This window comes from Streptomyces atriruber (assembly GCF_001418325.1).
GTDB lineage: Bacteria > Actinomycetota > Actinomycetes > Streptomycetales > Streptomycetaceae > Streptomyces > Streptomyces atriruber.
The window spans coordinates 26,116-40,551 of the sequence record NZ_LIPN01000064.1 but is presented as its reverse complement, the minus strand read 5'-3'; the positions used below and the strand labels follow the sequence as shown (position 1 = coordinate 40,551).

General features: G+C 70.3%; 13 protein-coding genes. All 13 read left to right on the top strand.

Annotation, left to right across the window (positions count from 1 at the left end; genetic code table 11):
* A partial coding sequence (locus tag AOK03_RS07715; protein ID WP_244177519.1) for a DALR anticodon-binding domain-containing protein occupies positions 1-343 on the top strand: 343 nt, incomplete at its 5' end.
* 45 nt (positions 344-388) lie between these two features.
* Positions 389-1,780: a diaminopimelate decarboxylase gene (lysA, locus tag AOK03_RS07710; RefSeq protein WP_055564423.1), complete on the top strand. Its 1,392-nt coding sequence runs from the start codon at positions 389-391 to the stop codon at positions 1,778-1,780.
* Positions 1,781-1,883: 103 nt separating this feature from the next.
* A complete protein-coding gene (locus tag AOK03_RS07705; RefSeq protein ID WP_055564422.1) occupies positions 1,884-3,176 on the top strand; it encodes a homoserine dehydrogenase in 1,293 nt (430 codons plus the stop codon).
* Between the two features lie 6 nt (positions 3,177-3,182).
* Entirely contained in the window at positions 3,183-4,241 is a 1,059-nt protein-coding gene (thrC, locus tag AOK03_RS07700) for a threonine synthase (RefSeq protein ID WP_055564421.1), read from the top strand.
* A gap of 258 nt (positions 4,242-4,499) precedes the next feature.
* On the top strand, positions 4,500-5,417 hold the full coding sequence (gene thrB, locus AOK03_RS07695) for a homoserine kinase (protein ID WP_055564420.1): 918 nt from the start codon (positions 4,500-4,502) through the stop codon (positions 5,415-5,417).
* Positions 5,418-5,811: 394 nt separating this feature from the next.
* Entirely contained in the window at positions 5,812-7,845 is a 2,034-nt protein-coding gene (gene rho, locus AOK03_RS07690) for a transcription termination factor Rho (protein ID WP_055564419.1), read from the top strand.
* A 319-nt stretch (positions 7,846-8,164) separates the two neighbouring features.
* Positions 8,165-9,277: an LCP family protein gene (locus AOK03_RS07685; protein ID WP_055564418.1), complete on the top strand. Its 1,113-nt coding sequence runs from the start codon at positions 8,165-8,167 to the stop codon at positions 9,275-9,277.
* A 159-nt stretch (positions 9,278-9,436) separates the two neighbouring features.
* Complete coding sequence (gene rpmE, locus AOK03_RS07680) at positions 9,437-9,658, top strand: 50S ribosomal protein L31 (protein WP_055564417.1); 222 nt, start codon at positions 9,437-9,439, stop codon at positions 9,656-9,658.
* A 115-nt stretch (positions 9,659-9,773) separates the two neighbouring features.
* Positions 9,774-10,850 (top strand): peptide chain release factor 1, encoded by a 1,077-nt coding sequence (gene prfA, locus AOK03_RS07675; protein ID WP_055564416.1) that lies wholly within the window; start codon positions 9,774-9,776, stop codon positions 10,848-10,850.
* Positions 10,851-10,896: 46 nt separating this feature from the next.
* On the top strand, positions 10,897-11,742 hold the full coding sequence (gene prmC / locus AOK03_RS07670) for a peptide chain release factor N(5)-glutamine methyltransferase (protein WP_055564415.1): 846 nt from the start codon (positions 10,897-10,899) through the stop codon (positions 11,740-11,742).
* 58 nt (positions 11,743-11,800) lie between these two features.
* Positions 11,801-12,448 carry an L-threonylcarbamoyladenylate synthase gene (locus tag AOK03_RS07665; protein WP_055564414.1) on the top strand — a complete coding sequence of 216 codons (648 nt, stop codon included), beginning with the start codon at positions 11,801-11,803 and terminating at the stop codon, positions 12,446-12,448.
* Positions 12,445-13,095, top strand: a complete 651-nt coding sequence (locus tag AOK03_RS07660; RefSeq protein ID WP_055564413.1) for an arsenate reductase/protein-tyrosine-phosphatase family protein — start codon at positions 12,445-12,447, stop codon at positions 13,093-13,095. The genes AOK03_RS07665 and AOK03_RS07660 overlap by 4 nt, the downstream gene beginning before the upstream one ends.
* Before the next feature lie 49 nt (positions 13,096-13,144).
* Positions 13,145-14,404 (top strand): serine hydroxymethyltransferase, encoded by a 1,260-nt coding sequence (locus AOK03_RS07655; RefSeq protein WP_055564412.1) that lies wholly within the window; start codon positions 13,145-13,147, stop codon positions 14,402-14,404.
* The last annotated feature ends 32 nt before the right edge of the window (positions 14,405-14,436 follow it).

Genomic DNA, 14,436 nt, shown 5'->3' with positions numbered 1-14,436 from the left:
CGCCGCCGAGCTGGGCTTCGACGCCCGGCCCGGCGACACCACGGATCCCGCAGGCCCCCTCGGCCTCGCCGCGTCCGCTCTCCTCGACGCCCTCGCCGACCATCCCGCCACCCTCGCCTCCGCAGCGCGCCACCGCGCGCCGGACCGCCTCGCCCGGCAGCTCGTCGTCATCGCCGACGCGTTCCTGGCCTTCCAGAGCGCCCCGCGGGGAGCCGTCCTGCCGCTCGGTGACGAGAAACCCTCGGCCGCCCACCGTGCCCGGCTCGCCCTCGCCGAAGCCGCCGGGACGGTGCTCGCCGGTGGCCTGTCCCTGCTCGGCATCAGCGCACCCGAATACCTGTGACACCCGCGAGAGACGTGTGTCACCCGTGAGAGAGACGACCGAGTCATGAGCCGTTCCGCCCACCCCGCCGGACCCCGCCACGCCGACGTGCTCCCCGAGGGGCACTACAGCGCGCCGCCCGCCGACCTGAACGCCCTGGACCCCAAGGTCTGGTCCCGCACCGTCACCCGCGGCCCCGAAGGCGTCGTCAGCACGGGCGGGATCGAAGTGACCCGGCTCGCCGAGGAGTTCGGTACGCCTGCCTACTTCATCGACGAGGCCGACTTCCGCGCCCGGTGCCAGGCCTGGCGTGACGCCTTCGGCAGCGATGCCGACGTCTTCTACGCGGGCAAGGCGTTCCTGTCCCGTGCCGTCGTGCGGTGGCTGCACGAGGAGGGGCTGAACCTCGACGTGTGCAGCGGCGGCGAGCTCGCCACCGCCCTCGACGCCGGCATGCCCGCCGAGCGCATCGCCTTCCACGGCAACAACAAGACCCCCGAGGAGATCGAGCGCGCCGTCGAGGCGGGCGTCGGACGCATCGTCCTCGACTCCTTCCAGGAGATCGTGCGCGTCGCGCACATCGCGGAGGGGCTCGGCAAGCGCCAGCGCGTGCAGATCCGCGTGACCGTGGGCGTCGAGGCGCACACCCACGAGTTCATCGCCACCGCGCACGAGGACCAGAAGTTCGGGATCGCGCTGGCCGGGGGACAGGCCGCCGAGGCCGTGCGGCGCGCGCTCAAGCTGGACGGCCTCGAACTCATCGGGATCCACTCCCACATCGGTTCGCAGATCTTCGACATGGCCGGGTTCGAGGTCTCCGCCCGCCGCGTCGTGCAGCTGCTCGCCGAGGTGCGGGACGAGCACGGCGTCGAGCTCCCCGAGATCGACCTCGGCGGCGGGCTCGGCATCGCGTACACCTCCGACGACGACCCCCGCGAGCCGCACGAGATCGCCGCGGCGCTGAACGAGATCGTCACGCGCGAGTGCGCGGCGGCGAAGCTGCGTACGCCGCGGATCTCCGTGGAGCCCGGCCGCGCCATCGTCGGGCCGACCGCCTTCACGCTCTACGAGGTCGGCACGATCAAGCCCCTGGAAGGGCTGCGCACGTACGTCTCCGTGGACGGCGGCATGTCCGACAACATCCGTACCGCGCTGTACGACGCCGAGTACACCGTCGCCCTCGTCTCCCGCTCCTCCGACGCCGACCCCGTGCTGGTGCGCGTGGTGGGCAAGCACTGCGAGAGTGGGGACATCGTCGTACGAGATGCTTTCCTTCCGGCCGACCTGGCGCCCGGTGACCTGATCGCCGTGCCCGCGACCGGTGCGTACTGCCGCTCGATGGCGAGCAACTACAACCACGCTCTTCGCCCGCCCGTCGTCGCCGTGCGCGACGGCGAGGCACGGGTGATCGTCCGGCGTGAGACGGAGGAAGATCTCCTGCGTCTCGACGTCGGATGACGCAAAAGATGAAATAGATGTCTCAGGATCCGGACGATGGACTGAAAGTCCGTTCCGGTGGGTGAGACTGGTCCCACCGTAGATGTATGAGAAGTGAGGTCGGATGATGCGTACGCGTCCGCTGAAGGTGGCGCTGCTGGGCTGTGGGGTTGTCGGCTCAGAGGTGGCGCGCATCATGACGACGCACGCCGACGACCTCACAGCCAGGATCGGCGCCCCGGTGGAGCTCGCCGGGGTCGCCGTCCGTCGCCCCTCCAAGGTGCGCGAGGGAATCGATCCTTCGCTCATCACCACGGACGCGACCGCCCTGGTCAAGCGGGGGGACATCGACGTCATCGTCGAGGTGATCGGCGGCATCGAGCCCGCCCGCACCCTCATTACCACCGCCTTCGAGCACGGCGCCTCCGTGGTCTCCGCGAACAAGGCGCTCATCGCCCAGGACGGCGCCGCGCTGCACGCCTCCGCCGTCGAGCACGGCCGGGACCTGTACTACGAGGCCGCCGTCGCCGGGGCGATTCCGCTGATCCGGCCGCTGCGCGAGTCGCTCGCCGGCGACAAGGTCAACCGCGTCCTCGGCATCGTGAACGGGACGACGAACTTCATCCTCGACGCGATGGACACGACGGGTGCGGGCTACCAGGAGGCCCTCGACGAGGCCACCGCGCTCGGTTACGCGGAAGCGGACCCGACCGCCGACGTCGAAGGCTTCGACGCCGCCGCCAAGGCCGCGATCCTCGCCGGAATCGCGTTCCACACGCGCGTGCGCCTCGACGACGTGTACCGCGAGGGCATGACCGAGGTCACCGCCGCCGACTTCGCCTCCGCGAAACGGATGGGCTGCACCATCAAGCTGCTCGCCATCTGCGAGCGGGCCGCCGACGGCGGGTCCGTCACCGCGCGCGTGCATCCCGCGATGATTCCGCTCAGCCACCCGCTGGCGTCGGTGCGGGGTGCCTACAACGCCGTCTTCGTCGAGGCGGAGGCCGCGGGCCAGCTCATGTTCTACGGGCCCGGCGCCGGTGGCTCGCCCACCGCGTCCGCAGTCCTCGGCGACCTCGTCGCCGTCTGCCGCAACAAGCTCGCCGAGGCCACCGGGCCCGGCGACTCCGCGTACACCCAGCTGCCCGTGAGCTCCATGGGCGAGGTCGTCACGCGCTACCACATCAGCCTCGACGTTGCCGACAAGCCGGGCGTGCTCGCCCAGGTCGCGACGGTCTTCGCCGAGCACGGCGTATCGATCGATACGGTCCGTCAGACGGGCAAGGACGGCGAGGCCTCCCTCGTCGTCGTCACCCACCGCGCGCCCGACGCCGCCCTCACCGGCACCGTCGACGCGTTGCGCAAGCTCGACACCGTGCGTGGTGTCGCCAGCATCATGCGGGTTGAAGGGGAGTAAGCAGCAATGACCCACCAGTGGCGCGGAATCATCGAGGAGTACCGGGACCGTCTTCCCGTCTCCGACACCACGCCGGTCGTGACGCTCCGCGAGGGCGGCACGCCCCTCGTGCCGGCACAGGTGCTCTCCGAGCGCACGGGCTGCGAGGTCCACCTCAAGGTCGAGGGCGCCAACCCCACGGGTTCCTTCAAGGACCGCGGCATGACCATGGCGATCACCAAGGCCAAGGAGGAGGGCGCGAAGGCCGTCATCTGCGCCTCCACCGGCAACACCTCGGCGTCCGCGGCCGCCTATGCCGTACGGGCCGGAATGGTCTGTGCGGTCCTCGTGCCGCAGGGCAAGATCGCGCTCGGCAAGATGGGCCAGGCGCTCGTCTACGGCTCGAAGATCCTCCAGGTCGACGGCAACTTCGACGACTGCTTGAACCTCGCTCGAGCCCTGTCGGAGAACTACCCGGTGGCGCTCGTGAATTCGGTCAATCCGTTCCGCATCGAGGGCCAGAAGACCGCGTCGTTCGAGATCGTCGACGCGCTCGGCGACGCCCCGGACATCCACGTCCTTCCCGTCGGCAACGCCGGAAACATCACCGCCTACTGGAAGGGCTACAAGGAGTACGCGGCCGACTCGGTGTCGACCCGTACCCCCCGGATGTGGGGCTTCCAGGCCTCCGGCTCGGCGCCCATCGTGCGCGGCGAGGTGGTCAAGGACCCGTCCACGATCGCCACCGCGATTCGCATCGGCAACCCCGCGTCGTGGCAGCACGCGCTCGCCGCGCGCGACGAGTCCGACGGCTTCATCGACGAGGTGACGGACCGTGAGATCCTGCGCGCCTACAAGCTGTTGGCGTCCCAGGAGGGCGTCTTCGTGGAGCCCGCGTCGGCCGCCTCGGTCGCCGGTCTGCTGAAGGCCGTCGAGCAGGGCAAGGTCGACAAGGGGCAGCGGATCGTCTGCACCGTCACCGGCAACGGCCTCAAGGACCCGGACTGGGCCGTTGCGGGCGCTCCGCAGCCGGTCACCGTCCCGGTCGACGCGGCCGCCGCGGCCGAGCGCCTCGGTCTGGCGTAACTGCCGGGCCCTGCGTCACCGCAGGCAGAACCCGCAACTCCGTACAGGGGGTGGCACAGGGGGCTTACGACACGCATCGTGCGCCTCCTGTGCGCCCTATGTCGCCACAGAACCTTCCTTCGATAGGCTGTACCGAACCCGCCCGCCGCATATGCCGCGGTGCCGCCGTAGTTCGCGGCCTTCGGGTGTTCCGTACATGTGGCACGTACTGAAATACGCAGCCTCAAAAACACGCAGCTCAAGGAGAGTCATCGAGCGATGGCCGGTCCCGCGTTCCGCGCCGCCGCCGTCCGGGTGCGCGTCCCCGCCACCAGCGCCAACCTCGGTCCGGGCTTCGACGCCCTGGGCCTGTCGCTGGGTCTGTACGACGACGTGGTCGTCCGGGTGGCCGACTCCGGGCTGAACATCGACATCGCCGGCGAGGGCAGTGAAACCCTCCCGCGCGACGAGTCGCATCTGCTTGTACGTTCCCTGCGCACCGCCTTCGACCTGCTCGGCGGACAGCCGCGCGGGCTCGAGATCGTCTGCGCCAACCGCATTCCGCACGGCCGTGGCCTCGGCTCGTCGTCCGCCGCCATCTGCGCGGGCATCGTCGCCGCGCGTGCCGTGACGATAGGCGGCGAGGCCAGGCTCGACGACGCCGCGCTGCTGGAACTGGCCACCGAGATCGAGGGCCACCCGGACAACGTCGCCGCCTGTCTGCTCGGCGGTTTCACGCTCTCCTGGATGGACGGGGGCACGGCGCGCGCGATCCGGATGGAGCCCGTCGATTCCATCGTTCCGGTGGTTTTCGTCCCCGGGAAGCCCGTCCTCACCGAGACGGCGCGCGGCCTGCTGCCGCGCACCGTCCCGCACGTCGACGCGGCCGCCAACGCGGGCCGTGCCGCGCTGCTCGTAGAGGCCCTGACCAGGCGCCCCGAGCTGCTGCTGCCCGCCACCGAGGACCGTCTGCACCAGGAGTACCGCGCCCCGGCCATGCCGGAGAGCGCCGCCCTGGTGGAGCGGCTGCGCGCCGACGGCGTGCCCGCGGTGATCTCCGGCGCGGGCCCCACGGTCCTCGCGCTGGCCGAAGACAGTGCGGCCGACAAGGTCGCACGCCTGGCGGGAGAGGGCTGGGCGGCCAACCGCCTGGAACTCGACGCCTCGGGAGCGAGCGTGCTGCCGCTTGCGCCCTGACGCAGTGGACGACGGGATTTCGGGGTGTCCCGATCCTGAGAGGGGGAATGTTTGTTGGATCCGGTAGTGTTAATCTCAAGTCTGCACCCGACCTCACCATGGCGAGGTGCTTTGTGTCCCCGTCCGGGACAACCATTCTTCCGGGAGCCTCCCAATCTGCTTCGTGCCCTGCACTGAGCGGTGCTGAGCACGCTCCGGAACCGGCGTGACCGAGCCGGGTGACACCGCACTTCAGTGGCACCGCACCGGGAATCGCCATCACCAATGAATTCTTCCGCCGCGTTGGCGGACCACCGCCCCGGCACGGTCCACAGAATGCAAGGACCGACCGCCGGACAGCACAACCGGTCGCCGAGCCAGACAGGCCGACGTCCGCTCCAGGGAAGGACCCTTCGTGAGCGACACCACCGATCTGATGGGCGTGACTGCCGACACGCCCGCCACGGACGCCTCCGCGGCGCCTGCCACCGGTGCTTCGGCCGGGTCCCGGCGGCGCCGCGGCACCGGCCTCGAGGGCATGGTGCTGGCGGAACTGCAGCAGGTCGCATCGGGCCTTGGGATCAAGGGCACCGGGCGCATGCGCAAGAGCCAGTTGATCGAGGTCATCAAGGAGGCGCAGGCAGGGGGGGGAGCCCCGGCCAAGAGCGCCGCGCCCGCCGGGGACACGACCGAGACCAAGCCCAAGCGCCGGGCCACCTCCAAGGCCCGTACGGGTGAGGACGCCGCCGAGCCCGCCGCCAAGGCGAGCGCCTCGGCCAAGTCCGAGGGCGGCAAGTCCGAGGGCAAGGCCGACAAGGCCGCGGCCCAGCAGCAGATCGACATTCCCGGTCAGCCGGCCAGTGAGGACCAGCCTGCGGGCGAGCGTCGTCGGCGTCGGGCCACCGCCGACGCGGGCAGCCCGGAGACGGTCACCGCCGAGGCGAAGGGCGAGGCCAAGGGCGACGCGTCCGAGGCCAAGGGCGACAAGAGCGCCGACGCCTCCGGTGACAACGGCGGCGAGGGCCGTCGCGACCGCCGTGACCGGCAGGGCCGCGGCCGTGACCGCGACCGCCGTGGCAACAAGGGCGACGACCAGCAGGGCGGCGGCCGTCAGGACCGCCAGGACCGCCAGCAGCAGGGCGGCGGGCGCCAGGACCGTCAGCGGGACAACGGTCCGCGGGCCGACGAGGACGGGGACGACTTCGAGGGCGGGCGTCGTGGACGCCGCGGGCGCTACCGCGACCGCCGTGGCCGTCGCGGCCGTGACGAGCAGGGCTTCGGCAACGAGCCGCAGGTCTCCGAGGACGACGTCCTGATCCCCGTCGCGGGCATCCTGGACATCCTCGACAACTACGCGTTCATCCGTACGTCGGGCTACCTCCCCGGCCCCAATGACGTCTACGTCTCGCTGGCCCAGGTCCGCAAGAACGGTCTGCGCAAGGGTGACCACGTCACCGGCGCGGTGCGTCAGCCCAAGGACGGCGAGCGCCGCGAGAAGTTCAACGCGCTCGTGCGCCTCGACTCGGTGAACGGCATGGCGCCCGAATCCGGGCGCGGGCGGCCGGAGTTCAACAAGCTGACGCCCCTCTACCCGCAGGACCGGCTCCGTCTGGAGACCGACCCGGGCGTGCTGACCACCCGCATCATCGACCTCGTGTCGCCGATCGGTAAGGGCCAGCGCGGTCTGATCGTGGCCCCGCCGAAGACCGGCAAGACCATGATCATGCAGGCGATCGCCAACGCGATCACGCACAACAGCCCCGAGTGCCACCTGATGGTCGTCCTGGTCGACGAGCGTCCGGAAGAGGTCACCGACATGCAGCGGTCGGTGAAGGGCGAGGTCATCTCCTCGACCTTCGACCGTCCGGCCGAGGACCACACCACGGTCGCCGAGCTCGCCATCGAGCGCGCCAAGCGTCTGGTGGAGCTGGGTCACGACGTCGTCGTGCTGCTCGACTCGATCACGCGTCTGGGCCGTGCGTACAACCTCGCCGCCCCGGCCTCCGGCCGCATCCTGTCCGGTGGTGTCGACTCGACCGCGCTCTACCCGCCGAAGCGCTTCTTCGGCGCGGCGCGCAACATCGAGGACGGCGGCTCGCTGACCATCCTGGCCACCGCGCTGGTCGAGACCGGCTCGCGCATGGACGAGGTGATCTTCGAGGAGTTCAAGGGCACCGGCAACATGGAGCTCAAGCTCGACCGGAAGCTCTCCGACAAGCGCATCTTCCCGGCGGTGGACGTGGACGCGTCCAGCACCCGCAAGGAAGAGATCCTGCTCGGCTCCGACGAGCTCGCCATCACCTGGAAGCTGCGCCGTGTGCTGCACGCGCTCGACCAGCAGCAGGCGATCGAGCTGCTTCTCGACAAGATGAAGCAGACGAAGTCGAACGCGGAGTTCCTGCTGCAGATCCAGAAGACGACGCCGACGCCGGGCAACGGCAACGACTAGTCGTCCTCAGCAGTCCGAAGGGCCGCCCCGTCACAGCTGTGACGGGGCGGCCCTTTTGGTGCGCGATGTGACCAGGGAGAGACCTTGGCCACATGCATAAGAGATTCTCACGGTCACGGGCAGTAGCCCGGTGACGGAAAAAGCCGCAGGTGAGGCCTGAAATGGTGGGGTGGGGGCACACGGTCGGTCACCAGTGGTACCCGGGGCGCTCACGGCGGGTTGTGCAACCCTTCAAGCGGTTCTGCCGTCTGACAAGTGACGACACACCGCATCTGACCCTGAAAGCAGGGGGTATCCGACCGACGGGACTGAGGAGCGCATGACCGACGAGAGCAGGGCGGCCGACGCGCCGAAGCGCGCCAAGCGGGGGCGCCGCCGCAAGCCGCGCAGCACGCGCAAGAAGGTGCTCGTCGTCACGGCCTGGACCGCCGCGGGGGTGGCCGTCCTCGGAGGCACCGGCCTCGGCTACGCCTACTTCAAGCTCAACGGCAACATCAAGGGCGTCGACATCAACGCCGCCCTCGGCACGGACCGCCCCCTGGACATCGACAACGGCTCCCAGGACATCCTCGTCCTCGGCTCCGACTCGCGCTCCGGCGACAACGCCAAGTACGGCAAGGACGAAGGCGCAGCCCGCTCGGACACGGCGATGATCGTCCACGTCTACAAGGGCCACAAGAAGGCCAGCGTCGTCTCCATACCCCGCGACACCCTCATATCCAGGCCCGACTGCACCACCGAGGACGGGAAGACCGAGCCCGGCGGGCAGCGGCAGATGTTCAACACGGCGTACGAGGTCGGCGGCCCCGCCTGCGCCGTCAAGACGGTCGAGAAGATGTCCGGTATCCGGATGGATCACTACGTAGAGGTTGATTTCACGGGCTTCAAGAAGCTCATCGACACCCTCGGCGGCGTCGACATCACCACGAAGAAGGCCATCCACGACAAGGACAGCCACCTCGACCTGGACGCCGGCACCCACACGCTCAACGGAGAGCAGTCCCTCGGCCTGGTCCGCACCCGGCACGGCGTCGGCGACGGCAGCGACCTCGGCCGCATCCAGCTCCAGCAGGCCTTCATCAAGGCCCTCCTCGACCAGGTCAAGGACGTCGGCGTCTTCAGCAACCCGAAGAAGCTGTTCGACCTGGCGGACGACGCGACCAGCGCCATCACCACCGACTCCGACCTGAACGACGTCAAGAGCCTCGCGAGCTTCGCGAACGGCCTCAAGGGCATCGGTGCGGGCGACATGAAGATGGTCACGCTGCCCATTCAGTACGACCCCAATGACCCCAACCGTGTCCTTCCCCTGGAGAAGGCCGACCAGGAGGTCTGGGACGCGCTGCGGGCCGACAAGCCCATCCCGAAGTCCGCCACGGAGCAGTCCGCGGGTGACAAGGGTGACGCGGGCGACGTGGTCGCCAGCCACTGAGGCAGGCGGCAGCCCGCCCCGCACCCGTCGGGAATAGATCGGCCTCCACCCCGGTTTTGGGAGATACGGCCGGTCCTGGCAGACTGGTACGTCGGCCCCGGTTCACGTACGAGCAATCCGCGCGTACGACCCGGTGCCCTCCCGAAACTAGGAGACACCTTGAAGCGCGACATCCACCCCGAGTACGTCGAGACGCAGGTCAGCTGCACCTGTGGCGCGTCGTTCACCACCCGCAGCACGATCTCCAGCGGCACCGTCCGCGCCGAGGTCTGCTCCGAGTGCCACCCGTTCTACACGGGCAAGCAGAAGATCCTCGACACCGGTGGCCGTGTGGCCCGCTTCGAGGCCCGCTTCGGCAAGGCCGGCTCCGCCAAGAAGTAGCGAGCCACTGCGCCGGTCATCGGCCGCCCTCACGAGGGGGTGGCCGGGACCGGCGCTTTTGCCGTCCCGCAGCCAATTCGCGGAGAACCACCGCGCAGAAGACCAGGAGCCCCCGATGTTCGAGGCGGTCGAGGAACTGATCGGCGAGCACGCCGATCTCGAGGAGAAGCTCGCGGACCCGTCGGTCCACGCCGACCAGGCCAACGCGCGCAAGCTCAACAAGCGCTACGCCGAGCTGACCCCGATCGTCGCGACGTACCGCTCCTGGAAGCAGACCGGGGAGGACATCGAGACCGCGCGCGAGTTCGCGGCCGACGACCCGGACTTCGCCGCCGAGGTCAAGGACCTGGAGCGGCAGCGCGAGGAGATCACCGAGAAGCTGCGGCTGCTGCTCGTGCCCCGGGACCCGTCCGACGACAAGGACGTCATCCTGGAGATCAAGGCGGGCGCGGGCGGCGACGAGTCCGCCCTCTTCGCCGGCGACCTCCTGCGCATGTACCTGCGGTACGCGGAGCGCATCGGCTGGAAGACCGAGATCATCGACTCCACCGAGTCCGAGCTCGGCGGCTACAAGGACGTCCAGGTGGCCGTGAAGACCAAGGGCGGCCAGGGCGCCACCGAGCCCGGCCAGGGCGTCTGGGCGCGACTGAAGTACGAGGGCGGCGTGCACCGCGTGCAGCGCGTGCCGTCCACCGAGTCCCAGGGGCGCATCCACACCTCCGCGGCCGGTGTCCTCGTGACGCCCGAGGCCGAGGAGATCGACGTCGAGATCCACGCCAACGATCTGCGCATCGACGTCTACCGCTCCTCCGGGCCCGGCGGCCAGTCCGTCAACACCACGGACTCCGCCGTCCGCATCACGCACCTCCCCACCGGCGTCGTCGCCTCCTGCCAGAACGAGAAGAGCCAGCTCCAGAACAAGGAGCAGGCCATGCGTATTCTGCGTTCCAGGCTGCTCGCGGCGGCCCAGGAGGAGGCGGAGAAGGAGGCCGCGGACGCCCGCCGCAGCCAGGTCCGCACCGTCGACCGCTCCGAGAAGATCCGGACGTACAACTTCCCGGAAAACCGGATCTCGGACCACCGCGTCGGCTTCAAGGCGTACAACTTGGACCAGGTGCTCGACGGCGAACTCGACCCGGTCATCCAGGCCTGCGTGGACGCCGACTCCGCCGCCAAGCTCGCCGCCGCCTGAGCCCGCTCTTCGTACGACCCTTCCCGACCCGTCCCGGAGGACCAGCGTGAACCTGCTGCTCGCGGAAGTGGCCCAGGCCACCCAGCGGCTGGCCGACGCCGGCGTGCCCTCGCCGCGCAACGACGCGGAGGAGCTCGCCGCCTTCGTGCACGGCGTGAAGCGGGGCGAGCTGCACTCCGTCAAGGACACCGACTTCGACGCCCGCTACTGGGAGACCGTCGCGCGGCGCGAGGCCCGCGAGCCGCTGCAGCACATCACGGGGCGGGCCTTCTTCCGCTACCTGGAGCTGCAGGTCGGCCCCGGCGTCTTCGTGCCCCGTCCGGAGACCGAGTCCGTCGTCGGATGGGCCATAGACGCCGTCCGCGCGATGGACGTCGTCGAGCCGCTCATCGTCGATCTGTGCACCGGCTCCGGCGCCATCGCCCTCGCCATGGCGCAGGAGGTCCCGCGCTCGCGGGTGCACGCCGTGGAGCTGTCCGAGGACGCCCTCAAATGGACGCGGAAGAACGTCGAGGGGTCCAGGGTCGACCTCCGCCAGGGAGACGCCAGGGACGCGTTCCCCGAGCTGGAGGGACAGGCCGACCTGGTGATCTCCAACCCGCCGTACATCCCGCTCACCGAATGGGAGTACGTCGCCCCGGAAGCCCGTGACTACGACCCCGAGCTCGCCCTCTTCTCCGGGGAGGACGGCCTCGACCTGATCCGCGGCATCGAGCGCACCGCCCACCGGCTGCTGCGCCCCGGGGGAGTCGTCGTGATCGAGCACGCGGACACCCAGGGCGGCCAGGTCCCGTGGATCTTCACCGAGGAGCGGGGCTGGGCCGACGCGGCCGACCACCCCGACCTCAACAACCGCCCGCGTTTCGCCACCGCCCGCAAGGCGATGCCGTGACAACAGCTGCGACGACCCAGATCATCAGTGTCAGCTTTTCAGTGAGGAGTCCGGACTAATGGCACGGCGATACGACACCAACGACGCGACCGACCGTACGACCGGTCTGCGCGAGGCCGCGTCCGCCGTTCGCCGTGGCGAGCTGGTCGTGCTGCCCACCGACACCGTCTACGGCATCGGCGCCGACGCCTTCACCCCGGAGGCGTGCTCCGACCTGCTCGACGCCAAGGGCCGCGGGCGCAACATGCCCACGCCCGTCCTGATCGGCTCACCGAACACCCTGCACGGCCTGGTCACCGACTTCTCCGAGATGGCCTGGGAGCTCGTCGACGCCTTCTGGCCGGGCGCCCTGACCCTCATCGCCAAGCAGCAGCCGTCCCTGCAGTGGGACCTCGGCGACACCCGCGGCACGGTCGCCATCCGGATGCCGCTGCACCCCGTCGCCATCGAGCTGCTCACCGAGGTCGGCCCCATGGCCGTCTCCTCGGCCAACCTCACCGGCCACCCCGCCCCCGAGGACTGCGACGCCGCGCAGGAGATGCTCGGCGACTCCGTCTCCGTCTACCTGGACGGCGGCCCGACCCCCGGCATCGTCCCGTCGTCGATCGTCGACGTCACGGGCAAGGTGCCGGTGCTGCTCCGCGCGGGCGCCCTTGACGCGGACGAGCTGCGCAAGGTGGTACCCGACCTCGAGGTGGCGAATTGACAGCCCCTGAGACGGGGCGTGGCATAGCGGGCTTCCCGGGCTCTGCGGACACCTTCCGCATCCTCCACGTCAGTACCGGCAACGTGTGCCGCTCGCCCATCACCGAGCGGCTGACCAGACATGCCCTGGCCGACCGCCTCGGCGACCCCCTCACCGGTGGTCTGATCGTGGAGAGCGCGGGCACCTGGGGCCACGAGGGCGCCCCGATGGAGACCAACGCCGAGACGGTCCTCGCCGACTTCGGCGCGGACCCCACCGGCTTCATGGGCCGCGAGCTCCTCGACGACCACGTCATCCGCGCCGACCTCGTCCTGACCGCGACCCGCGACCACCGGGCCCAGGTCATCTCCATGGGGCACTCGGCGGGCCTGCGCACGTTCACGCTCAAGGAGTTCACGCGACTCGTCCGGGCGATAGACATGACGACCCTGCCGGACCCCGACGGCGGTGTGGTGGAGCGGGCCCGCGCCCTGGTGCGCGCCGCCGCCGCGCTCCGCGGCTGGCTCCTCGCGCCCAACCTGGAGGCCGACGAGGTGTACGACCCCTACGGAGCACCCCTGCCGTTCTTCCGCTCGGTGGGCGACGAGATCAACCAGGCCCTCGACCCCGTCGTGACGGCGCTGACCGGGGTGCCCGCACACATGTAGCGGCCTACATTGGATCTGAGGTCACCCCTGCAAGGCCCCGGAGCCCACGATGTCGCTCAGCACGGTCAGCACCGCACCCACCGCCCCCACGGCCTACACGGACCTCGAAGGGCTGCGCAGGCAGGACCCCGAGCTGGCCGAGGTCCTCATCGCGGAGGTCGCCCGGCAGAGTGACGCGCTCCAGCTGATCGCAGCCGAGAACTTCACCTCGCCCGCCGTCCTCACCGCCCTCGGCTCGCCGCTCGCCAACAAGTACGCCGAGGGCTATCCCGGCGCCCGGCACCACGGCGGCTGCGAGCTCGTCGACATCGCCGAGCGGATCGCCGTCGACCGCGCCAAGGCCCTGTTCGGCGCCGAGCACGCCAACGTACAGGCGCACTCCGGTTCCTCCGCCGTGCTCGCCGCGTACGCCGCGCTGCTGCGCCCCGGCGACACGGTCCTGGCGATGGGCCTGCCGTACGGCGGCCATCTCACGCACGGCTCACCCGCGAACTTCTCCGGCCGCTGGTTCGACTTCGTCGGGTACGGGGTGGACCCCGAGAGCGGCCTCATCGACTACGACCAGGTGCACGCCCTGGCCCGCACCCACCGGCCCAAGGCCATCGTGTGCGGCTCGATCTCCTATCCCCGGCACATCGACTACGCGGCGTTCCGCGAGATCGCCGACGACGTGGGCGCCTATCTCATCGCCGACGCCGCGCACCCCATGGGCCTGGTCGCCGGGGGAGCGGCGCCGAACCCGGTGCCGCACGCGGACGTCGTCTGCGCCACGACACACAAGGTCCTGCGCGGCCCGCGGGGCGGCCTCCTGCTGTGCGGGGCGGACCTGGCGGAGAGGATCGACCGGGCCGTCTTCCCGTTCACGCAGGGCGGCGCCCAGATGCACACGATCGCCGCCAAGGCCGTGGCGTTCGGGGAGGCGGCCACTCCGGCGTTCACGGGGTACGCCCATCAGGTGGTCGACAACGCACGGATCCTGGCACAGGCGCTGGCCACCGCGGGGTTCGCGATCACGACCGGCGGTACGGACACCCATCTGGTTCTGGCCGATCCGGCACCCCTGGGAGTGGAGGCGCACACCGCCCGCGGCAGGCTCGCCGCGGCCGGGATCTTCCTCGACACCTGTGCCCTGCCGCACGGCGAGGCCCGCGGACTGCGGCTCGGAACCGCCGCCGTCACGACCCAGGGCATGGGCGGCCCGGAGCTGGTGCGCATCGCGGGGCTGCTGGTCGAAGCGGTGCGGGAGGACTCGAACGTACGAGAAGAGGTACGCGATCTGGTGGCAACATTTCCGCCGTATCCGGCCTAGCCAGGGACGGCCGGGGCAGGGGCCGTCGAAGA